Annotated in this window: 19 protein-coding genes; 11 read left to right on the top strand and 8 right to left on the bottom strand. The window is 43.2% G+C overall.

Annotated elements, in window-relative coordinates; genetic code table 11:
- Window positions 1–21: 21 nt before the first annotated feature.
- The 3 genes from DLM75_RS15625 to DLM75_RS15615 all read right to left on the bottom strand — a co-directional run bounded on the left by DLM75_RS15625 (window position 22) and on the right by DLM75_RS15615 (window position 2,877).
- Entirely contained in the window at window positions 22–921 is a 900-nt protein-coding gene (locus DLM75_RS15625) for a helix-turn-helix domain-containing protein (protein ID WP_118969424.1), read from the bottom strand.
- Between the two features lie 374 nt (window positions 922–1,295).
- Window positions 1,296–2,141, bottom strand: coding sequence for a ParB/RepB/Spo0J family partition protein (locus DLM75_RS15620; RefSeq protein ID WP_118969423.1), 846 nt, complete (start codon window positions 2,139–2,141; stop codon window positions 1,296–1,298).
- Window positions 2,125–2,877, bottom strand: coding sequence for a ParA family protein (locus DLM75_RS15615; RefSeq protein ID WP_118969422.1), 753 nt, complete (start codon window positions 2,875–2,877; stop codon window positions 2,125–2,127). Before DLM75_RS15615 ends, DLM75_RS15620 begins: the two co-directional genes overlap by 17 nt.
- 360 nt (window positions 2,878–3,237) lie before the next feature.
- On the opposite strand from DLM75_RS15615, the gene DLM75_RS15605 reads away from it, so the two are divergent.
- From DLM75_RS15605 to DLM75_RS15585, 4 genes are all read left to right on the top strand, one after another.
- Window positions 3,238–4,605: a helix-turn-helix domain-containing protein gene (locus DLM75_RS15605; protein WP_118969625.1), complete on the top strand. Its 1,368-nt coding sequence runs from the start codon at window positions 3,238–3,240 to the stop codon at window positions 4,603–4,605.
- Window positions 4,606–4,608: 3 nt separating this feature from the next.
- Window positions 4,609–5,622 (top strand): hypothetical protein, encoded by a 1,014-nt coding sequence (locus tag DLM75_RS15600; protein WP_118969420.1) that lies wholly within the window; start codon window positions 4,609–4,611, stop codon window positions 5,620–5,622.
- Between the two features lie 1,158 nt (window positions 5,623–6,780).
- Window positions 6,781–7,161 (top strand): phosphatidylinositol phospholipase, encoded by a 381-nt coding sequence (locus DLM75_RS15590; RefSeq protein WP_118969418.1) that lies wholly within the window; start codon window positions 6,781–6,783, stop codon window positions 7,159–7,161.
- A gap of 687 nt (window positions 7,162–7,848) precedes the next feature.
- Complete coding sequence (locus DLM75_RS15585; RefSeq protein WP_118969624.1) at window positions 7,849–8,064, top strand: hypothetical protein; 216 nt, start codon at window positions 7,849–7,851, stop codon at window positions 8,062–8,064.
- 51 nt (window positions 8,065–8,115) lie between these two features.
- Here the strand turns inward: DLM75_RS15585 and DLM75_RS15580 are convergent, their stop codons facing one another.
- On the bottom strand, window positions 8,116–9,567 hold the full coding sequence (locus tag DLM75_RS15580) for a PP2C family protein-serine/threonine phosphatase (RefSeq protein WP_118969417.1): 1,452 nt from the start codon (window positions 9,565–9,567) through the stop codon (window positions 8,116–8,118).
- A 160-nt stretch (window positions 9,568–9,727) separates the two neighbouring features.
- On the opposite strand from DLM75_RS15580, the gene DLM75_RS15575 reads away from it, so the two are divergent.
- On the top strand, window positions 9,728–11,176 hold the full coding sequence (locus DLM75_RS15575) for an MBOAT family O-acyltransferase (protein WP_118969416.1): 1,449 nt from the start codon (window positions 9,728–9,730) through the stop codon (window positions 11,174–11,176).
- Here DLM75_RS15575 and DLM75_RS15570 read toward each other — a convergent pair.
- Complete coding sequence (locus tag DLM75_RS15570) at window positions 11,161–12,702, bottom strand: hypothetical protein (RefSeq protein ID WP_118969415.1); 1,542 nt, start codon at window positions 12,700–12,702, stop codon at window positions 11,161–11,163. The genes DLM75_RS15575 and DLM75_RS15570 overlap by 16 nt on opposite strands.
- A gap of 96 nt (window positions 12,703–12,798) precedes the next feature.
- Between DLM75_RS15570 and DLM75_RS15565 the strand changes: the two genes are divergently transcribed.
- The 4 genes from DLM75_RS15565 (at window position 12,799) to pyk (ending at window position 18,970) form a co-directional block, all read left to right on the top strand.
- Window positions 12,799–14,364 (top strand): hypothetical protein, encoded by a 1,566-nt coding sequence (locus tag DLM75_RS15565; protein ID WP_118969414.1) that lies wholly within the window; start codon window positions 12,799–12,801, stop codon window positions 14,362–14,364.
- A 65-nt stretch (window positions 14,365–14,429) separates the two neighbouring features.
- A complete protein-coding gene (gene asd / locus DLM75_RS15560; RefSeq protein WP_118969413.1) occupies window positions 14,430–15,479 on the top strand; it encodes an aspartate-semialdehyde dehydrogenase in 1,050 nt (349 codons plus the stop codon).
- Between the two features lie 12 nt (window positions 15,480–15,491).
- A complete protein-coding gene (locus tag DLM75_RS15555) occupies window positions 15,492–17,459 on the top strand; it encodes a hypothetical protein (protein ID WP_118969412.1) in 1,968 nt (655 codons plus the stop codon).
- 44 nt (window positions 17,460–17,503) lie between these two features.
- Entirely contained in the window at window positions 17,504–18,970 is a 1,467-nt protein-coding gene (gene pyk, locus DLM75_RS15550) for a pyruvate kinase (RefSeq protein WP_118969411.1), read from the top strand.
- A gap of 1,136 nt (window positions 18,971–20,106) precedes the next feature.
- On the opposite strand, the gene DLM75_RS15540 is transcribed toward pyk, so the two are convergent.
- From DLM75_RS15540 to DLM75_RS15530, 3 genes are read right to left on the bottom strand one after another with little or no spacing between them, the layout of a single operon-like run.
- Window positions 20,107–20,361, bottom strand: coding sequence for a hypothetical protein (locus tag DLM75_RS15540; protein WP_118969409.1), 255 nt, complete (start codon window positions 20,359–20,361; stop codon window positions 20,107–20,109).
- Window positions 20,358–20,741: an LBF_4227 family protein gene (locus tag DLM75_RS15535; RefSeq protein ID WP_118969408.1), complete on the bottom strand. Its 384-nt coding sequence runs from the start codon at window positions 20,739–20,741 to the stop codon at window positions 20,358–20,360. Before DLM75_RS15535 ends, DLM75_RS15540 begins: the two co-directional genes overlap by 4 nt.
- Window positions 20,742–20,754: 13 nt before the next feature.
- A complete protein-coding gene (locus DLM75_RS15530; RefSeq protein WP_118969407.1) occupies window positions 20,755–21,033 on the bottom strand; it encodes a DUF883 family protein in 279 nt (92 codons plus the stop codon).
- Window positions 21,034–21,313: 280 nt separating this feature from the next.
- On the opposite strand from DLM75_RS15530, the gene DLM75_RS15525 reads away from it, so the two are divergent.
- Together DLM75_RS15525 and DLM75_RS15520 are read left to right on the top strand one after the other, a co-directional pair.
- Window positions 21,314–21,727, top strand: a complete 414-nt coding sequence (locus DLM75_RS15525; RefSeq protein WP_118969623.1) for a hypothetical protein — start codon at window positions 21,314–21,316, stop codon at window positions 21,725–21,727.
- 6 nt (window positions 21,728–21,733) lie between these two features.
- Window positions 21,734–22,030 (top strand): 4a-hydroxytetrahydrobiopterin dehydratase, encoded by a 297-nt coding sequence (locus DLM75_RS15520; RefSeq protein WP_118969406.1) that lies wholly within the window; start codon window positions 21,734–21,736, stop codon window positions 22,028–22,030.
- Window positions 22,031–22,150: the final 120 nt, after the last annotated feature.

The raw sequence follows: 22,150 nt of genomic DNA, 5'->3' as shown, positions 1-22,150 counted from the left end.
GATTTGTCCTGGTTTCTCTTTTTAATGTTTTGAGGAAATAGTTCGGTTTTCTTCAGTTTTTGCGGAAAATATAACCAATATCGGAGGACGGATTTCCTCTGTGAAGTACTTTGCGATGATCATTCGAAGAGACTCGGGTACGCTGTCTAAGACGCAGAGCGTCCTTCCGTCCGGTTCGATTCGGATTTGTTCTAAAATTTCCTGGCTGGAACGAGTGAGCCGTTCTCTCGACCAAAGCAAGAATCCCTTCCAAGTCGGATCTTTTTCTCCCATCCCAACCGGAGAAGAACTTTGATTAAATTCGGGCATGGGCACGGACTCTTCTGTCCCCATTAGATTCTTACAAATCCCTTGGACATATCTTAGGTTTGCTTCCATTCCTCGAAGTTTTGCAATTCCAAGTGCCTCTGACAAAATCGAAGTGCCGTATTTTTCTTCTAACAAAGACAAACTCAATGGCGTATTCTTCTTCCCTGGTTCTTGGTTTTGATTGTTGGTAATAGTTATATTGATATGGTTTGGGGACCCTTCCGCAGACCCCTGAGGTGCCTTTTTTGAACCCTCAAAGGATTCCATTTCGCCACCCCTGGGGGTTCCAAAATTATACCCCTGAGGTGGAATCTTGGAACCGGGATAGTTGAAGCAAAAATAATATCGAGAACTCGTATGTCCGGTTCCTGGTGTGACTTGAAGGAGCCCTGCTTGGATCAGATCTCTCTTTCCCTGGATGATAGATTTTTTCGTTTTGAATCCCGTAAGCTTTAAGAGGATTTCCGTGCTAGGCCAGACCGGCTTAAAGTGCTGGTCGCTAAATTTAAGCAGGACCAGATACAACGTCTTTGCCGCAGAGGAAAGGCTTGCCCAGACACCGGAGTCGATGATGTCGGCAAAAAATTTGATATATGGATAATGCTCGCCCATTTCCCTTCGGGACCCTCCTTGCTGGAAAGTACATTAATTTTAAGCAAAAGTTCCGAAGGGAGTTGACATTATCGGACATAATGATACTTATGTCTCATCCAACAACATTCCTTCGGGAAAATCCGGCCCCTGGTTAGCCAGGGGAATTTTTTTGTCCGGATCCAAAATAAATACGCCTTCGGCCTGAATCCTTTGGGATCGAGGCTTTGTACTATATTTCCGTTTACTATATTATGTCACATTAAACTCAATGTCGTGACTTTGTCAATCCCATTGGCTCGTTTTTGGCTGTTCTCTAAAAATTCTTTTTGCTAAGTACCTGTATGTACTTATTCTAATGTCGCTTAACAAAATTATTAAGCGACATTCATGCATTATTCGGAGTCGAATTTTTTGCGGATTTCTTTTTTGATTAACTTTAGGATTTCCGATAGGAGCTCGTCGTTCTCAGAGCTGATTTGAATCAATCCCGGTTTTTTCGTGATTTTATATTCTGTGGATTTTGATATCGGATTTTTGGAATTTGACGTTACGTTTTGTTTGGAAGAGAAGAGGCCTTCTTCTTCTCGGTTAAATGATTTTGCGTCCTTAACCGTCTTTAGCGCTCCGGTTGAGAATAAATTTAAGAATTCGGAGAAGGTGCCTTTTCTAGACGCGGAGACGGCTTGGATCAGTAGATTCTTACTTTCAATTCCCGCCTCTTTGCAGGAACGGAGTTCGTCTTTGCTGAGATCCGAAATCCCCAAAAGTTCAGTCATATAACTTCTGCTTTTTCCAAAAAGAGTTGCGAGCTCTTGATCTGTGTATTTGAAGCTGACTTTCAAATGGGACATCGCCTCTACTTCTTCGTAAGGCGAAAGATTTTCTCTCTGAAGGTTTTCTATGATTGCGAGGCGAAAGGTTTCTTTTTCATCTCGGTCTAAAATTTTACATTCGACCTCGGTCCAGTTTAGTTGTTTTGCCGCGTGGAATCGTCTTTCTCCGGCGACAATTCTGTAGTGCTCGTCTTCCGGATTTTGTTTTGTTACTATGATCGGCTGAAGTAGTCCGTCTTTGTCCAAGCTCCTTGCTAAGTCCTCGACTCCTTTTTTTCTGTCTTGTCTGGGTTGGTTGTCGGAAGGGAGAATTTTGTCTAATCGAATTTTTCGAATCGTTCCTTCTAATTTTTCCGCCTGAAATACATCGGCAAGAGAGCCTAATCGTTTACTTTTTGAGCTCATTCAAAAACTCCTCAATAAAACCTTCGTATTCTTGTGCCTGCTTGCTCGACTTATTGTATTCGAATACGGATTTTTTTGCCAGATGAGATTCTCCAACGGCGACTCCATCGGAAATGCTCGTCTCAAAGATTCGAAAGTATTTCGTTAATACGGGGACGATGGTTTTTGTCAAAAGGGTCTGGGGTTTGAGTTGGGTGATGAGCGCACCCAAAATTTCAAGATTGGGGTTGATTCTTTTTTTAATACTCGTGATCGTCTGTTGAAGTCCTACGATTCCATCCACCGAAAACTTTTCAGCCTGAAGAGGAATGATTACGTAATTTGAGCCGACCAAAGCGTTGATCGTAAAGATCGAAAGACTGGGCGGGCAATCGATGATACAAAAATCGAATCCTTCCAGTCCTTGGAGAGCGTCTCTCAAAATATAGGGCGCGTCCACGGAACTCCCGGATAGGGTTTCTACCTCCGCGAGGTTTGTCTTTGAGGGAGCTAAAAAAAGGTTCGGGAGTTTGGTATCTACCATGATTTCTTTGATACTCATTCTGGAGTTAAAAACTCCGTGCATGGATTTATCCAGAGTTTCCGGGTTGATAAAAATGCCAGTCGAGTTCGCCTGTGGGTCAATGTCGACGAGCAAGGTTTTTTTTCCTCTTCTCGCGAGCCCCATGGACAAATTGAGAGAAGTGGTCGTTTTTCCTTCTCCGCCTTTCTGGTTTGCAATGGATACAACTATCATGATTCTACCTTATATTCTATTGTCGGACATCCGACATCGAATCCTTATCAAGACGGAATTTTGATTGATAAGAATTTTGATTTTCGAAAATTTCTGTGCTTTCACGACCTAAGAAGAGGAGTCGCTGTTTGAATCCGAAGGTCTTTTTTGGGGAACGCGTTTCGCGAACTTGCCTTTTTTCGAAGTTAATTTTTATTAAAAACGAACGAAGCAATCTTCTTTTATGACTCCGTTTCCAGATAGAGTTAAGGTTTTTTATCTTCAATCATTTATCTAAAATTGGCTCCTTTTTCGTTAAAAAAAGAATTCAAAGTTCCGTTTGTCGGACGTCCGACATCGGCTCTGTACTTAGTTGACAGGATGCTTAATTTTAAACATCTTCCCTTTGTGCATCCGTCTCTTCTCAATCTTTTGTTTTCCGAGAATTCTTCTTCTTTGCGTAAAAAAGAAGATTTCTCAAAAGCTTTTGAAGATTGGATTCGGCTTTCGAATGCGCTCTGCGGAGTCCTTACGTTTAGCTTTGATCAGGGCAAAACCCTGGAAGAAGTTTCCGCCGTCGGCTACGACGAAGATGGTTTTTTTTATTCCTTTTTATCCCGTGCTACGGGAAATCTGGAGACCTTGAATCGGGAAAATTTTCCCCTCTGGTTTTCCGCTAAGGATCACGATCTTTTTGATTCTCGGGCTACCGGTTGTTTGGTGATTGGAATCCGTGGAGAATCTTTCTTGGACGGGTTTTTTCTGGCCGAGTTTTTAGAAAAACCTTCGGATGCGATTCTTGCTCTTTGGGGTTTGGTAGCGAAAAAAATTTCCGAAAGTCCTCTCCCTGATCTTTCCGTTTTAAAAGCTTCGTCTTCTTCTTCCATTCTTCGCCCCGAGTTTCCCCGAAAAGAAAATGTCGGCGAATTTTTGGCGGAAATATGTGAGGTCGCCATCGTTCCTGATTGGCTCAAAAGAAGTTCTTGGGTCCGAATTTTGGGCTCTTCCGGTGCGGGAAAAAAGACTCTTGGAAAATGGATTCATCGGACCTTGAGTCCGGAAAAAGGGATTCTCGTTTTAGGGTTTTTGCCCGAACAAATTTCAAAACTGGAAAAGTCTTTTGAAGAATGGTCTCGGATGACAAATTCCGGTACGATTCTAATCGAAGGGGCGCAGAAATTTACTTCGGTCCAACAGAAATTCTTTTTCAAAATTCTATCTGGAGAATCGAGTCCATTTCGTCTCATTTTTACGGAGACAAGCGGACCGGATCCCAACGAAATTTTCAGACCTTTTCGAGAATTTCTTCTTCAGAGGACGATTTCCGTTCCTGAATTTGCGGACCTAAATTCTTCGCAAAAAGAATCCCTGGTTCGGTTTCTCTTAGAGGAACTTAAGGAATCTTTGGGTCGAGAGGACCTTCGACTTTCGGAGGATAATCTGGCCAAGATTCTCCGAATGGATTTTAGGAATAATCTTTCCGGCTTGCGTAATCTTTTGGAAGAATCTATCTTGAGTTCCTCCGGTTCCGAGATCGGAATCCAGGAAAAAAAAGAGCGCAAGGATCGAATTTTAACGATTCCGGATTCGGAAGACTTGGATCTTCGCCGGGCGGTCGAGGCCGTCGAAAGACAAAAAATTCTTCTGGCCCATAAATTGTTCGGCGGAAACCAGATTCGAATGGCGAAGGCCCTCGGAATTTCCCGAGGTTCCTTACAATACAAACTGAAACAGTTGGAGATAGGTTAAAAAGTGGATCTTGATTCTTTATACGAAGAGCGGAAAACCCCGGGTGGCTTTTTAGTCAAAGTTCGTTTGGCGAAAATGACCTACGTGGTTTTTACCCAAAAAGGTCCCGAAGTTCCTCGAGGAGCCAAAAATAGCTCGATTGTCGTGGCTGTTCCCAGAGTCGTTTTTTTAGGTTCGGAATTCAATCTCGCTCATTTTCGTCTGGGAGAATTGAGTTTTGTGAACGTAAAACAAGGAAAACTTGTAATTCCGTATCAACATTCCAATACCGGGAACGAGGTCCGAACTATTTTTCTCAATTCGGGGAGCGATTGCGACGTTCTTCCCGTCGTTGTGTATCATTTTCAAAATAACGAAGACTTAATTCGTTCTCGGGACGAGGGCGTTGAAATGCATCATTTGGTCTTGGATGAATCCTATCCTCGACAGGATTTGATCACTTTGAAGATCCGTTTTCCGGCTCTAAACATGTTGATCGTTCGCAAAAAAGTCGCACTTCACAAGGCGGCGGAAGCCGCTCCCGCAGAAGTCACAAAGGGAAAAGAATCCGGAATCGTAGATTTCAACCGAGTGCGCGCGGCGGATATTATGGATTCCGGAAATCTGAATATTCACTCCGGAAATCCGGTCTTCTTGGCTCGGATTCATTTGAGAAGAATGGATATAGAAAAGGTAAAACAACTTCTTCTCGATTTCCAATTAAAGCCGGAAGAGGTCTCTTTTATTCGAACTTTTTTCTCGGTCATGATTCGGAATGAATTTGAAAAAGAGGAACTCAAACAAATAAAACCAAAACTTCAAAGTTTGGATGAAGGGTTTCGTCTGGCGGAATTAATCTTAGAGATGAAAGTTCCCGAATTCGAAATCGAACTCGAGAAGAATTTTGGTCCTGAGATTGCAAGTATGTGTTACGCGCTTTTGGAAAAAGAACAGGAGCGAGCCGAAGAAGAGGAAAAAGGAATTATTCTTTGGGAATGGAAGCTCCGCGTGAAGCGGTTTTTCCGGAAGAGCGCGTAGGGAAAATTCTTAAAAAAACACCGAAAACGGTGAAAAAATGCTTCCTTTTTCCTGAAAAACGGCCAAATTAAAGAAAATTGCTATGTTTTTTCGATCTCAAATAAATTTTTTGGCACAAATATTGCTTATCGGGTCTCTCGGGCTCGGTATGTCCGGAACCTTGTCCGCCGAAGAAAATGAGATTTCGGAAGTTCCGGAAAAATCGATTCATCAGTCGGAAGTGAATCGCGTTCTTTCCTCTCCCTTGGTCGGCAATATCGATTTGGATTGGGAAGTTTCTCCTTTCTCTCAGAAGAATCGGGCGATCTTTTCTTCTAAAAATAAAATCTCGAAAACCTCGTCGTTGAAAATTCAGAATTCTACTTCTTCCTCCTTTACGCAAACCGGCGACGAAAGGTGGAATCAAAATGGGAATCTTTGCCTTTCCGTTTTGCGCGCCGTCGATTTTGGTTTTGGTTCCGCTCTTTTCTCATTTCTAACCGAAGACGTTTCCGCCTCTCGAATGGCTCACCAGTGGCCAAGGGTTCTTGAAAACTCTTCTGTGAAAAAGGATCGTAAAAACGGAGTTCGCTCTATTTTCCAAACCGGATCGGAAGAATGTTCCCTTGTTCTGCACCGTTTCGCGGGAGAGAATTCCTGTTCCTTCGATAGAGAGCAGGGGGTTTTTGCCATTGCGCGGAGTAAGAATTTTGGCTATTTCCCTTTGGCTTTAAGATTGGATTTGTGGTCTAAAGAGCCCACTCGGTTTGTTTCTGGTTTCAGGAATATGAATACGCCGATCTCGGAAGATCAAAATTCTGGGCCTACGGACTGGGATTTCGTTCGAACGTTTAGACCGGGACAATCGCTTGAGGATTTGGGTAGATCTCCACTCTTTTTGCAGAGAACTTCAGCGATAGAGAATTGGGAGTCAAGCCATAGTGAAGCAATCATTTCTGCCTACTTCCAAAGAACTTTGCGGGAGCTCCTGTCTTGCATGAAACCTTCCTGGGAACTAGAACAAATCACAAAAATGGGTTCGCACCGTTCTTTCGTTAAAAACGAACTTCAAGAAAAATCAAATCCCTCATCTTCCAAGAAATTCTCTCCTCCTAATTCGCTGGTCGGATAAAATCTAAATTTGTTTGTTTTTCAGCCCGAGGTTGAAAATCTTTGTCTATGGCTTCCAAAGTGAAACGGTCCTCTTTTCAAAAGTTGCTCAATGCAATGAAAAAGATGTCTCTCGAAGTAAATGATTACGAAATTTGTAAACGTCTAGAGACGATTATGATGACTAGCAAAGAGGACCTGAGCCAGGTCGTAGTAAAATCTCTTTTAGACAATCCGACCGACTTTGATCCTAAAACGCTCCCGGAACCTTATGGCCAATACATAAGACATTTTGTGTATATGGTAAAAAGAAACCGAAAGCAGGGGATCGACACGAACTTTGACGCGCCGTCACATTCGAAGACTTCCGAAAAACAAAATGGGCTTTCTTCGGAGCCTCCAAAAACCACCGCAAAAAAGACTTCCTCCAAAAAAGCAATAAAACGCTAAAAAGTCCCTGTGCGGCGCACAGGGCGGAAACCCAATTTTCTAAATGCCAAAAAACGGGCACTTGTGGACTGAGAATGGCCAAGCCTGCCGATCTCCCGTTTTGGTCGCCTAATTGCGGGCAGTTGTAGAAGTGCCGGATGTCCGACATGCTAAAATTTGGGCGTTTTCGATCTTTTTATCCCGTCGCGGGCAGATTGCCAAAGAAATGATTTTCTACGCATTGGAGGCGAGTGAAAAAAACTATGTCTCTTAAATGTGCTGCTCATTTTTAGTCAGTTTTTTATCAGCGGAAGCGCCTGTCCTTACAGGGGGTGCCGGATTTTCGACTTTAAGCAAGGACTTTAGGTAGTAACTGGGCAGACGGGCAGGATACCCGGCCTCTCTGTGAGAAAAATTTTCCAAAAATTGATTTAATCCAATCTGCGAGAAAAAAGAATCGAAGTGACTACATCATTCGAAAACGACGAAAAACGGGCAGGTGCAAGTTCCAGGGAAACGTTTCATAGAGGGCTTATAGAGTTGCCCGTGCCTTTCTGCACGATCCAAAGAAAGGCAACTATTTGCATTTAACTTATGTTTAAATACTTGCCAGAATGTCATGTGTAGGAAGAATTCCTGCAAATGAAGGCCTGGCAGGAAAAGTGTTTTACGAATGGCGCCGTAATCCAGAGAATAGAGACCAAACTCATGGCTGAAGTAATAAAATTAAGAGTCCGCTGTCATGCCTGTTCCTATATGATTGAAGGCTCCGCGAAATACGGAGCGGGTCATTATGTCCCGGAAGGCGTCGATTTTGAGTTCGTAGCCATTGGAAAGGTAGAAACTCCGAAAGGAAGGCGTGTGAAAGCAGAGATTACGGCATTATGCCCAAATTGCGGCGTAAAAAACAAATGGACAGTTTGATTGAAATATTGATTAAATATACTTATATATAAGTGATTAAAATTAATCAAATTATTGAATATCGATTATAATTAAGCAAATATCGTCTTCTGCTCGAGGATCCCCGCGAAAGGTTGAAAGGTCTTTTTCGATCCTTTGAATGACTGAGAGCGGGAGATTTTCTTCAGCAGTAGGTTTTTTCGCGATGAGCCAGCGGTAAAGCTCTCGGTCCCCAAGCATTTGTTGATCCAGATTGTGGGTTTCAGGGATTCCATCGGTGAAAACGGCGATTCGATCTCCTGCCTTAAGCTTAAATTCTCGTTCTTTGTATTCCATTCTTGGAAAAATCCCAAGGACCTTTCCACCTGGAGAGAGAAAGCGCAGTTTATTTCGCGCTTCTATGTGATTAAAAATAATCCCTTTATTATGCCCAGCATTGGCGTATTTAAGGGTCTTTTTCTTCACATTCAGGTAGAGGTAGATTCCAGTTATAAAATTATCGTTTAACTTGCCATAAACCTCTTCGTTGATCTTTCGGAGAAGCTTCCCAGGCCTTTCCCAATAAGCGGAGTTTTTTTCGAAACTGGACTTGAGAGTGTTAAAGAAGAGCGCGGCTCCGATTCCATGACCGGAGATGTCGGCGATAAAAATTCCATATTCGGTGCCGGAAATTCGGCGGACAGTGTAGAAGTCCCCACCCACAGGAAGCACCGGTTTGTAGAGAATTTCGATTCTTACTTTTTCTTCCGGCCCTGGAACGTCCGCGTGTAGCGATTTTTTCTGAATTTTTTCCGCCTGTCGGAATTCTTTTTCTAAATCCAGTTTCTCCTTGAGTATGTGCTCGTGTTCTAACTGCCGTGCATTGAGCAGTTGTTCGAGCTGGTTTGATATGACTTCGTGAAGCCTTTGGATCAGAGAGTCCGATTCTTTTCCGAGAATTTCCGCGGAAATCAGGTATTTGAGTCGGTTTTCGACGCCGATTCTTCTCAAAAGAAAAAACTGAAAATTCTTACGTAAGAGAAGTTCTGCATCGTAGATCTGAGTGAAGTTTAACCCGGAGCTTTCGGGAGAGAGAATCCTTTGGATCACCTGTTCCGGATTCTGATACGTAAAAGGACGATCTTTGCTGAATGAATAAAGTTTCCAGCGATAGATCTGGAACGTGTCCACAACCCTTTGCAGGGAAAACGTCCATGTTTTGGAAAGCCCTTGGAACCACGATTCTAAGAGCGAAATTCGGGAGTAATCCCTCCCCGGATGCGGATGATGATAGTTGCCCAATTCTTTCAGAATCGCCAGAATTTCCCTGTGGATCGGAGTGAGATCAGGAAAGGACTCGTTTACGAACTCCGTTCCCGAAAGAATTTTTTGAAGAGAATAGACCATGTCTTCTCTTAAGAATAGGAACAGAGTTTGTCGAATTTCAGCTCGATCGAACTCTTCCTTTGGATTGGATTCTTTCCATCCTAAAAGTTTTATCTTGGATAGAAACATCTCCACTTCAAATCGAAGCTCCTCTGACATCGATTCCGGAATTTCGGAAACGGCTTTTTGGATCGATTGGATGATATCGTTCGATAAATCTTTCAGATTCTTTTCTCCTCGGAATCCGCGCTGAATTGAAAAACGACTGGAGGATTTCGGTTTTATACGAATCCTGGATTCGGACGCACAAACTCTTTCAATGAATTTTACGACTCCACAGTACTTTCTTTTTTTTGCAATCGTTTGGTGTGTCCGTTGGCTCCTTACGGCGATTTATCCAAAGAGAAGTTCGTTCGTTCTCTACTTTTTGCTTTTTGTAAGTTATCTCTTTTATCTTTCCTGGGATTATCGTTTTGGCGTTTTGATCCTTTTTACGACGATTTTGGATTATTCGGTGGGTCGTGCCTTGGAGTCTCAGGAGAATCTTCGAAATCGAAGGATTCTTCTCGGTTTGTCTCTTTTCGGTAATTTATCGGTTCTTGGATTTTTTAAATACTTTCACTTTTTTACGGATTCGTTCCGGATTCTTCTTTCCTCTTTGGGTTTTGAAGTTTCGGAACCTACGTTACGAGTCGTTTTACCGGTTGGAATATCGTTTTATACGTTTCAATCTTTAAGCTACTCGATCGACGTTTATCGAAAGGAAATCCCTTCCGAAAGAAATTTCCTTCACTACTCCCTTTTTCTTTCCTTCTTTCCTCAGTTGGTCGCGGGGCCGATCGTGTCCGCGAGAATTCTTTTGCCCGCACTTCGATCTCTTTTTAGCTGGGAGAACATTCCTCTTCGAGAAGCGATCTGGCTGATCCTTGTGGGTTTCGTGAAAAAGGCGGTGATTGCGGATCGAATTTCGGTCATCTCCGATTTCGCTTATCAATCTCCGAACGAAGTCTCAAGTCTTTTTGCATGGATGGGAGTTCTTTCCTATTCCGTTCAGATCTACTGCGACTTTTCGGGTTATTCGGACATCGCCATCGGTTCGGCGCTTCTTCTTGGAGTTCGTCTTCCGGACAACTTTCGACTTCCGTATACGGCAAAGAGTTTTTCGGATTTCTGGAGGCGTTGGCATATCTCTCTTTCGGGTTGGCTTCGCGAGTATCTCTACATCCCGCTCGGAGGAAATCGAATCGGCGGTTTGTTTACGTATCGCAATCTTTGGATCACGATGATCCTCGGCGGTCTATGGCACGGTCCGAGCTGGAACTTTGTGATCTGGGGCTTTTTGCACGGAACTTTTCTTGTTTTGGAACGTTTTGTTCGGGACCGTTTGCGTTTTCCCTGGATGGAATCAACCGCCGCGCGGAAGGCAGTTGATTTGCTATATCAGATTTTCGTAATTCTTACCGTTTGTCTGATTTGGATTTTTTTTCGTTCTCGTAGTATAGAGACTTCGTTCGGAATTTTAAAAAAACTTTTCAGTTTCTCCGATGGAATCGATCCCACATACACGATGCAGTCTCAATTCTTGACCGTTTTCTTCGTTTTGGCTTTTGCGACCTGGATCGGGAAAAAGGAAGAATCTTCCGGTTCGTTTTCCCGGTTTCGCGAGAATCTTCACTGGTCGCTCTTCGCCTTTTTGAGCGCGCTCGGTTTTATGATCGGTGTCGTCCTGACGGTCGAAACAAAACCGTTTCTCTACTTTGTCTTCTGAAACGGACGTTTGAGGGCTTCTTGGATTTTCGTTGAATCCTTGTAGAGAAAGACCGAAGTTTCGCCGCAAACCTCTTTCATGGACGGAACTCCGTACACTTCCAATACCCGATTCTCATCCAATCCTTTCGTGAAAACCGCGAAGGTTCCTTTGTAATCTTTTAAATACCAATCCCGATTGGAAATCGTATGAGATCCTTCTAATGTTCCATAGGCAACGTGAAGAGCGGGAATTTTTTTCTCGGAAAAGATGAGAAGTTTTTTTGCAGTCCAAAAATCGGCAATGGATAGTGTGATCGGTTCTTTTTCCGCGATTTCGTTCAAACACACGGTTTCCTGTGGTACCCACTGGGAGAGTCGAATCAGCCTATTTTCGAGTCCTTCCGGCGATTTTTCGGAGATTTTCCAAATTAGAAGAAATAAAAGAAAAATGCCTAGGGTAAGATTTCTTCTCGGAAATCCGGCGATCGAGATCAGAAAGAACGGAGCGAGGATGAGCGCCGGTGCCGCATAACGTAAGCTGTATTCGTCGATATAAGATCCGCTTGCGATCGGTGCGACGGTAAGAATCAAAAAGAAGAAAAACAGAAAGGCGCACGTCTTACTTTTTCGAATTCTCACAAGGCCGAAAAGAAGGGAGATCAAAAGAAAAACGAATAAAGTTGCCGCCACTGGGAACCCTTCCCTAAATCCCGAGTTGATCCAGGTTTGCGCCTCGGTAAAAAAACGAATTCCGTCTTTTTGGGCTTGGGAAAAAGCGACTAACGTTGGAATTTTTCCGGGCCTTTCAATGAATAAAAACGACTTAAGAATCGTATGAAGAATCAAACCTCCGATTCCCGCTAAAAGAAGAATCTTTGAACTTTCCGGAAAAAATCGTTTCCAACTCCGATTCGAGGATTTTGAATCCGAAAAGAAAAACCCGGCTAGAATTCCGGGAATTACGAGTTCTATCACAAGGATCCGATCCGAGGCGATCGTCAATACGATCCACATAAATAGATAAGCGGCTCTTCGTTTATCAAGTTTGTTATGAAGAAGCGGCCATGCATAGAGCGCGACGAGAAAGGCGCTTGCGTGGATCGAAGGAAGAAATAGAATATAAAGGGTCGGGAATTCCGGTGCGGCCAAAAGCAAACCGGAAACAAAAAGCAGAATCCAGGATTTGATTCTTCTTGTATCTTTTTTCGTCAGCGGTGTTCTCTTTTTTTCCTCCCTTTGAAAGATCCAAAATCGTTCGAGTAACACCGTACATAAAATCGTTTGTAAAAACGCGAACGTCAACAATGCCCTTTGTGCGTTTCCGAAGATCAAAAATAGAATCGATACGATCGGGAAGTCTGGAAAAAAATAGGGAGAGGGAGTAAAGGACCAAGAAAAAAAATTCCCTTTGTCTCGAAACAGGTCCAAAGCCAGGCTCGGCAAATAAAGAATGTCCGAGTTTTGGTAGATTTCTTCCGGACTCAAGGCCAAAGAAACAAAGAGGGATAGGAAGAATAGGATTAGGGTGATTCCATACTTGAACATTCTCTCCGAAAGGATTTATAGATTCTCCGAAGGGTAAAGCTAAAAAAAGAACTAATCCTGGACAAGCCAAGGCTTTCTCGAATCCTTCTTCCTAAGATGAGTTATTCGGCGGGAAAGAAACATTGGATTTTATTGGGAGCTGGTTTTTTGTTCCTATTCGTTTTAGATTTTCTTTTTTTCCGCGTTTTGATTTGGAAAGTCCCGAACGAATCTCCCTGGAGCTCGAATCACTTTTATAACTTTCTCTACGAGTATCATTCTCTAGTTTCTAAACCGAAACTTCGTCCGCGCATTCTCATCGTCGGTTCCAGCATCGCACACTATTCCTTCGATCGCGAGTCCTTTCAACGTGAAATTTTGAAACGAACCGGAAAAGAAATCGAAGTGGAATTTTTATCTTATGCAGGAATGACTCCTTTGGACGCTTGGCTGTGTAGAAAGAAGATCGCGGATTTGGGACCGGACTTTGTGATTTTCCCGATCAACTTTATCGACTGGAGATTACACCGCGCGTATTCTCTCGATCCTTCGAATAAAAACGAAACGATCCCTTCCGAGATTTTAGTCTTGGACGCGTTGAATTTTTTTGAAGCGCCTCAGTCTCGATTTATATTCCCTCTGGAGACTGCGAAGGAATTTTTTTCCGTCCTTGGTTTTGCAAAAACCTCCGAGTATATCACGGCGTATCTTTTCGGATTCTATCGTTATAAGGATATTTTTTGGAAGAATCTTCGTTCCCTCTATGATCACCGTTACGGAAGGAATACGAGCTATCACGGCTACAACGGAGTGCAGATTCCGGAGCGTGTGACTTCTCTCGGCTGGACCGGTAAGAAGTTTTCCTTTCTGTTGACTCCGAAGATGAGAAAAGAAGGCTTTTTGGTTCAGATCGTTCCCGAAGTTCTCAAATCCGGTCCCGTGAAAATCACATTCCGAAATAAGAATGGAGTTCAAGCGTTTACGTTTGCCGATCCCGGTTGGAAAAAAATTCTTCCGGATCGAACGTTCTCGGACGGATCGGAGAATGTCCCGATCACCGCGGAACTTTCCAATACCTGGACTCCCTTTTATGCGGAAGGGGAGAATAAAGATTGGAACTACGATTCTCTGGGAGTTCGTCTTCAGCAAACCTTCGGAACGGACGTTCCTCGGAACGGAATGCAATACACAAGAGAGGAACGTCTGGAAGACCTTCGATATTTAAACATGAGTGATTTAGAATATTCTAAATACTTTAATTTTCGATTACTGGACGATTACGATAAAAGACCGGGGATCGGATATCTGATCGCGCTTCGCGACGCCAAACACCGAATTGCCGAAGAAAAGTTCGTCCCCGTTCTTCATTTTGAGTATTTGCAAAAACTGACCGATTTCTTAAGGAAAAAGCGAATTCCTCTCTGGATCATCAACAATCCGGAGAACCCGATCAGTCTGGATTGGTATGAGAATTCTCCTTGGTATCGGGACCATCTTACATTCTTAAACGGTCTTTCCGGGGAAGGTGTTGTTTTCAGTGATTTGAGACATTCTCTCCGAATGCAGGACTTCAGCGATTATCATCATTTTACTTTTCCGGGAATGATTAAAATGAGTTCGATTTATGCAGAAGAATTCGTCCAAATTTCTGAAAGACAAGGTGATAAACCTGTAAAACCTTGATAAACAAGCCGTATGCGGTTAATTTTATAAATTGAGAGGGCGGGTTTCACCGTTTAAAATATAATATGAGCAGGGTCAAAGTTGCCGTTTTAGGCGCCACTGGTTCCGTAGGTCAGCGATTCATCCAATTGCTGGAAAATCATCCGTACTTTGAGGTCACACACCTCTGCGCTTCCGAAAATAGCGCCGGTAAGACGTACGGTGATGTAATGAAGAAGAGATGGAAAATTTCTTCCGATATCCCTGCTTATGCTAAGAATATTGTCATCACAACTCCCGAGCCCGAAAAAACGAACGGTGTCGCATTAGCATTTTCCGGTTTGGATGCGAGCATCGCCGGTGAAGTGGAGACCGCCTACGCTTCGGCGGGGATTCATATCATTTCGAATTCTAAAAATCATAGGATGGATCCGATCGTTCCGATTCTTTCCGCAGAAGTGAATGCTTCTCATTTGGATGTTCTCTCTTCGCAGAAGACAAAGGGAAAAATCATCACGAACTCGAATTGTACGATTATGGGCGTGACCATTTCGCTCAAACCTTTGTATGATCTTTTTGGAATCGAGTCCGTTATGCTCTTTTCGATGCAGGCGATCACCGGTGCGGGTTACCCTGGAGTTCCTACGATGGATATTCTGGGGAACGTGGTTCCTCATATCGGCGGTGAAGAGGAAAAGGCCGAAATTGAACCTCTGAAATGTCTCGGAAAAGTGGAGAATGGCAAGATCGTTCACGCGGATTTCCCGATTTCAGCGCATTGCAACCGTGTTGCCGTTTTCGACGGACATACCGTTTGTGTTTCCGTGAAATTCAAAAAGAAAGCCTCGAAAGAAGAGATTCTTTCCGCTTGGAAAAATTTTTCCGGAGAACCTCAGAAGTTAGGACTTCCTCAGGCTCCGAATCCTCCGATTCTTTATAGAGAAGAAGAGGATCGTCCCCAGCCTAGACTGGATCTGGAGACCGGACGGGGGATGACTACGGTTATCGGACGTCTGAGACCGGACCCGATCTTTGATTGGAAATATGTCGTCTTGAGTCATAATACGATTCGAGGCGCGGCCGGCGCTGCGTTATTAAACGCAGAACTTCTTTACAAAAAAAAATTCCTAGGATGATACTGTCATTCGATGTTGGAACCACAAGCCCCTGAATTAAAAGTCGCAGATTATAATACTGCATTACAGTTGACTCAGTCGCTGGAATCCAGGGGTGATTTCCAATACAAGGGAATTCACAAACTTTTGCTAGTGATCGGCGATTGGACGGATAAATACGTCGCGAATAAGATTCTTCCCAACGCCGATCAACTTACTCGGGAAATGAACATCGAAAAAGAGAAGATCGATCAATATCTTCGCGAACTCTGCACAAAATACAATCCTCCGATCGTAAAAAAAATCTGTATGGTGGATTTTAATCCGACCGGAGACGCTTCCGATGGTAAGATCGATTCTTATCTTCGGCTCAATCCAGTCTTTGCAAGGCCGCAACCGGCCGACGCTTCGACGAGTCATCGTTATGTGGACGGAGTGAACTCCACGACCTTTTCTTCGATCCAAAGATGGGCCAAAGAAAAACGGATTTTTCCCGGCAAGGAAGAATTTATCAAACGAATTCATACAGCAATCTTAGAGAATAAGCTTACGGATACATATGCGTCTACGGAGATCGGAAGTCTTTTCAACGATCCTCTGGATGTCACGCCAGGACTAAAACAAGTCACGGTAAATATTCATTTGAAACCGGTTCTAAAAAAACTCGTGGAACAGAAGACTTTATTCTTCTTTCGAAACGAAAACGCACTGAACCCCGGAAATCGTTCCGTATTTTACTATAATGTTCAGGATGAAATTCTCGCGAGAATCGAAGCATACAAATCGTTTCTCAACGATCGATTGCTTCCCGAACTCCAAAAAATCGGAGCGGTAGGATCCTTGTCTTCGGAAGAACAAGAAAGCACGCGCGCACTCGTGAATGCAGTTATGCCTTATTTGAGTCCCGCGTACGGGGATCAAAAGACTGCAATGGAAGAACTCTTAGCCCTCATTCACTTTGAGGAAGAGGATAAAGAGAAAAAAGAAAAGGAAGAAAAGAAGGTCAAACTCGGTGAGATTCTGGATTATATCAAATCCGCGAACCGTCTCGTGGATTTGAACTTCCTTCGCTTTCGCGGTCAGCAGATCGAAGAAGATATCCGTAACCTTGTCGCCAACCACGAACAGATTCTTCATACCGAGTTTGCGGATAAGAACACGCTCTATACCTATGTCCTTCATAAACTTTCGATCTCCGGCGCGATCGAAGCCGCAAGAAAAGTTTTTGCAACGACCGGAAACGACAGTGAGATCCGTATCCTGGATAGAATGAAGATCAAAGACTTTATCGATAACAGAGATCTGATTGCAACCTATGATAAATTAGAGATTTCCAGTCTTTTTAAATACCTGCCTTTTTTCACTCGTCTCTGGAGAAATATTTTCGGGAATCCGACCGTACACAAATACGAAGCGGAACAGATCCGAGCTCACAACGCCGTAGAATTAAACAAACGTGTAATGGAAGCGAGAACCAAGAAGATCCAAGAGGATGCGGCCAAACTCGCGGAAAAACGAGTGAAAGAGAAGGAAGCGAAAGAACAGTCCGAGAAGAATGCTCGTAAACAAAGTTCTTCTCAGAGTAAGGATGACAAGGTTCCTTCGTCGAGTGCCTCGAAGGATATTGATCCGATGAATGCCAAACTTCTCGAAAGAGTTTTGGACGTGTTGGACGATTATTGGTCGAACCGGCAATACCCGGATCGGAACATTCTTCTTTATGAAATGGAAGGAGAAATCAACGAGGAAGGTTTAATCAACTTCTTGAAGAAGTTCGGGAAGAACGAGATATTTTCTTTTATGGTTCGAAATCAAGAGGAAAGATATACGTTCCCGATTCTTGTCACCAAACGGTATCTAAAGAAGAACGGAAGAGATCTGATGGAAAAGGCATCCGCCATTATTAACGAGCAAAAGGATGCGAGTATGCCGGACCAGGACCTTTTTGACTTCTGTATTTCCCTCGATGATTTTCTGAAGAAAACCCTGCCTAAAATCTGATTCCCGATTGTCCAAAGCCCCGCTCTCCCGAATAAAGGTACTACATGAAGAGCGAATCCTCTGTTTTTAGAAAAACCAAAATTATTTGTACCATTGGACCTGCGACCGCCGAGAAAAAAATGATTCAAGCGCTGGCGGAAGCCGGGATGAATGTGGCGCGTTTGAATATGTCCCACGGGAATCATGAGTTTCATAGAAACATCATCCGAAATATCAAAGCCCTCAACAAAGACGTTCTTAAAAATCCGATCGCGATTCTACTCGATACACAAGGCCCTGAAATCAGAACGGGAGATCTTCAGGTGGACCATCTTGATCTCAAGGTTGGAGAAACGTTCACGTTTCATATTATTCCCGGAGAAGAATCCGAGGAACAATCCGTATTCGTAAACTATAAGGACATCGTAAAGGATCTCAAAGTAGGAGACCCGGTCACCGTAGACAACGGTTTGATCAATCTTGTCGTGGAAGAAATCAACGACTTCGCTTTAAAGTGTAAGGTTTTGGACGGGGGAAGGCTCGGCTCCAGAAAACACATCAATCTTCCCGGAATCCGAGTGAATCTTCCTTCGATTACCGCTAAGGATCAGAAAGATATTCTTTTCGGTTTGGAAGAAGACGTGGACTTTATCGCTCTTTCCTTTGTGCGCTCCGTCGAGGACATCAATCAATTAAAGAAGATCATCGACGATAATAAGGGCCACGCACAGATCATCGCAAAGATCGAAGATCAGGAAGCGGTTCGAAATATGAAAGAGATCGTCGCGGCCTCGGATGGTGTGATGGTAGCGAGAGGGGATTTGGGTGTAGAAGTCCCGATCGAAGAACTTCCGATCTTACAAAGAGCTATTATCAAAGAATGTGCGCTTCGCGGTAAAAGAGTGATCGTCGCGACCCACCTTTTGGAGTCGATGATCAACAACCCTTCTCCTACGAGAGCGGAAGTTACCGACGTCGCGAACGCAGTATATGAGGAGGCGGACGCTATTATGCTTTCCGGTGAGACTGCCGCTGGTAAATTTCCCGTTCGTTGTGTGGAGATGATGGATAAGATCGCACAACGTGTCGAACGGACCGGCGGTGTCGACTATGTGAGGGAAAAAATTCCTCAGGATAAAAAGGAACAAATGGCGAAGTCCGCTTCGGAACTTGCGGATTCTCTCAAGTGCCCCGCGATCATCGTTATCACGAGGAGAGGAACGACGGCTTTGAATGTGGCCGGCTTTCATCCTTACTACCCGTTGATCTACGCCTTTACCAATATGACAACGGTTAGACGAAAGCTATGGTTGACTCGAGGTGTAATTCCCTATCGTATCGATTTCTCCAGAGATCCTGAAAAAACGATTCGTCTTGCGATTGAAACCTTAAAAAAAGCGGGAAGGCTCGAAGACGGAGATCAGGTAGTGATTCTATCCGATATCATCGCGGGCGAGGACAGAGTGGAAACGATTCAGATTCGAGAAGTCAAGACCTATCCGGCAATCGAAGCGGAAGCCCTGTCCAAATAATCGATCGCGTGAATTATTAGCTTAAGAAGAAAACCGTCTTATTCGCACGAATGTCCGGGCAAAGACGGTTTTAGATTTTTTATAACCCTTTCTCTAAGTTCCAGAATCTGTTGAATATACTTTTCAAGTTTTTAGCTTTCAGAGTCAAAAAATTGAGTTCGGTATAAAGTGCAGTGGATAAGCGACAACGCATAATTCTTGCAGAAACGTTTTCGCATCGGGATGAGATTCCCACTCGCGGGTAAACGGTGATTTTAAGATCTTAAATCGTCTTTTCGAATCGAAAGATTATTATTTTTACGACCCTTAGAAACGTGCCTCCATTTTTTGAAGATTTGTCCGCGAGGATAATCTCGGAAAGAGAAGGAACACTTTTCAATTGAAAGATTTTTTTGTCTCCTTATAGGATCATTGAAGGAGTCGATGGTTCCGAGTCGAGAGGGTCCTTAGTGGAAACTATCCGCGTGAAATTGACTTCAATCTTGGGTCCGTTGGTTCTCCTTAAATTCTTAGATTGAATGAGAATTTGCAAATCGCAATGGAAAAGAGCGTTGAAAACAATACTGCCCTTTGAAGAGGTTCCCTAACACGACTCGGGGATGATATTTTGAGGGTGCACGCAAGTTTACGAAAAGCGGATTCATTTTTAATTTTATAAAAAAAATTCCAGCATATACTCGTCTTAAAAACTTCTATGGAATGAAGATTGCGAATCGAACTGCGGAAGGATATATTCTACGCAACTCAGGAGCGCATCTATTGAAATTGCTTGATATGGGTGCATTCACTTCCAAGAGAAGAAGACAGTATGGCCTTTTCTTTACTTGGATTCTTTTTTGAGAATTGCGATGATCCACTCGCTATGAAGCGGGCGATAGATAGATACTTCTAAAAAAGACCAATCCATCCTAACCTTAGAATGTCCTAGTGAGCCAGCCCGTAGAGTTCCTTTGTTTGAAAATACGAATTAAAAGGAAAATCAGGAACGAATTTTACGATGTAGATTGGAAAATTACAATCTGCGAGTGGATAGAATAAGTTGGTTACCGAAGAAACCATAAGGATAGAATTCGATGCTAAAAGAAGGCGGAAGAGAAGGTTAAAACCGGACTGGAGTCTTACGGCTTCAGCAAAAATCAATCTTTTGGAGAAACGTTATCCGGCACCTTCAAAAAAGATTGTAAGAACTCTCCCATTCCGAGTTTTTCGAGGGCTTCTACAATCATTCCTGTATAGTTGATTGAAGATTGAAATTTTTCAAATTCGAGGCGGACCCTAAGTTTCTGAATATGAAGGTATAACTTCAATTCTTCCATACTCATTTCAGAAGGATCTTTGCCAAGAAATCGGTCACTTCCTTCAAAAGGATTGAAATCCGGAAATTCTTTCATTTTCGATCCTTGATCTTTAAGGAAGAGGCCGCGAGCCAAAGAAAGACGAATGCGAAGAGAGAACTGGCTCCTCCGGTTCCGAGACTCGAGAGGAGAATGTCTCCTCCCGTGATTCTAAACAAGAAAAAGAAGAAGGCCCCTAAAAAAGAAACGGCTCCGATCCCTAAAAAGAAGAGGCCCAACTTTAAGAAGATATAGGCCTGGATTCCCGCCTGAAATCTTCTTAATAAATATTTTTGTCCATAGAGAAGGAGGGTCTGAAAGTATTCCAGGATGGAATCTACAAGGGAGAGGAAATGCGATTTGAGATCGTTTCCTCTTTTCGTATAATCGGAGTCATATGATTCCGTCGTGGAATCTGATTTTCTTTTTTTTGCCATCTTTTCCGTTTCGTTATTTTCTTCGGATCATCATTCCGATGAGGAGCCCGATTCCAAGTCCTACTCCGAGTCCGATGAGAGTTGCTTTCTGCGGATTTTCTTTGATATAAGTTCCGGTTTCGTCGATAATTTGTTTCGCTTTCTCGGAAGTGTCGCCTGAGATCTGTTTGATTTTCTCTTTGAGATCGGAGACGTGCTCTAAATATTCTTCTCGCGCCTTTCCGGTGATTCTCTTTGCTTTGTCTTTGAGTGATTCTACTTCTTCATTGAAATCTTCCGCTCTGGATGTCATGGATGATTCCTCCCGGATTCTTTTTCTAAGTTTTATACCTGTGGAATCAACCACTTTCGTCCTTTTGGGAACAGGTTTTTCTCTCGAATTTTAGGGTCTAATGGAAAGGATGGAAAGAATCTAACTTCGGAGATCTGTGTTTCCGAGTCTTCAGAATGAAAAGATAGAATCTTGGAGTATTTTCGGCCCAAGAGTGATGAACTGGAAGCCGATAAGAATTCTGACATTCTCATGTGAAATTTTTTTTTCAATAAGAATCATAAAATATCAGGACATACGTATGAATTGGATCAGCAAACTGGTTCGTCTCAGAAGACGTCAAAAGCAAAGAATCTTCAATAAGGCGTATCGCCAGGCCTTGAAGTTGATGAAAAAAGAATTCAAGGCAGAAAGAGAACGGCATCTTCAAGCTGAGAAAGAACTTGAGAAATATTATAGAAAGGACGTTGATACAGAAGCCAAGAAAACTCGGAAGAAAATTCAAGAACTGGACAACTTCAAACTCTTACTTGAAAGGAGAGAAATGGAATTGGATTCTAAGATTGCATTTTTGAACGAGCAACTTCAGAAGATTGAGGAACTCAAAGCAAGGATGGATGGGGCGGTGAACTTGATGGCGAGAGCCGGTTCTCTTTCGAATGGCGCAGTGGATGACGCGGAGAAAATCAAACAAACCCTCAAGAAAGTTTTTTAATTTTCTATGGATCCTTCCGAGCTGAAAAGAATCGAGGAACGAACTCCTTCCGGTTGGAAAATTTCTTTTCGGGACGAGGTTCCGGTTTTGGAGAAGATTTTTTGTTTCAGGTCCTACAAATCCGCCGTTGAATTTGTAAATGCGTTGGCCGGGATCGCGGAGGAGATGGATCACCATCCGGATCTTACGCTTCGGTATGACTCCGTTACCGTCGAGATCACCACGCATTCTAAGAGAACCATTACCGATCTAGATTTTTCCTTTGTAGAGAAGGTTGAGAGGGGATATCCTACATTCTTGTAGAGAATGTTCTTTTCTAAGGGGATTTGCGAATATAGCGTTCTTAACTTGGGAAGTCCTACGGACTGGGAATTGCCTTTAGGAAATATATGGTCATCTCTAAAACAAGTCTTACAAAATTAC

It is taken from the genome of Leptospira stimsonii, assembly GCF_003545885.1.
GTDB lineage: Bacteria > Spirochaetota > Leptospiria > Leptospirales > Leptospiraceae > Leptospira > Leptospira stimsonii.
Note: the sequence above shows the minus strand (reverse complement) of the source record. Positions and strands in the feature narration are given on the sequence as shown.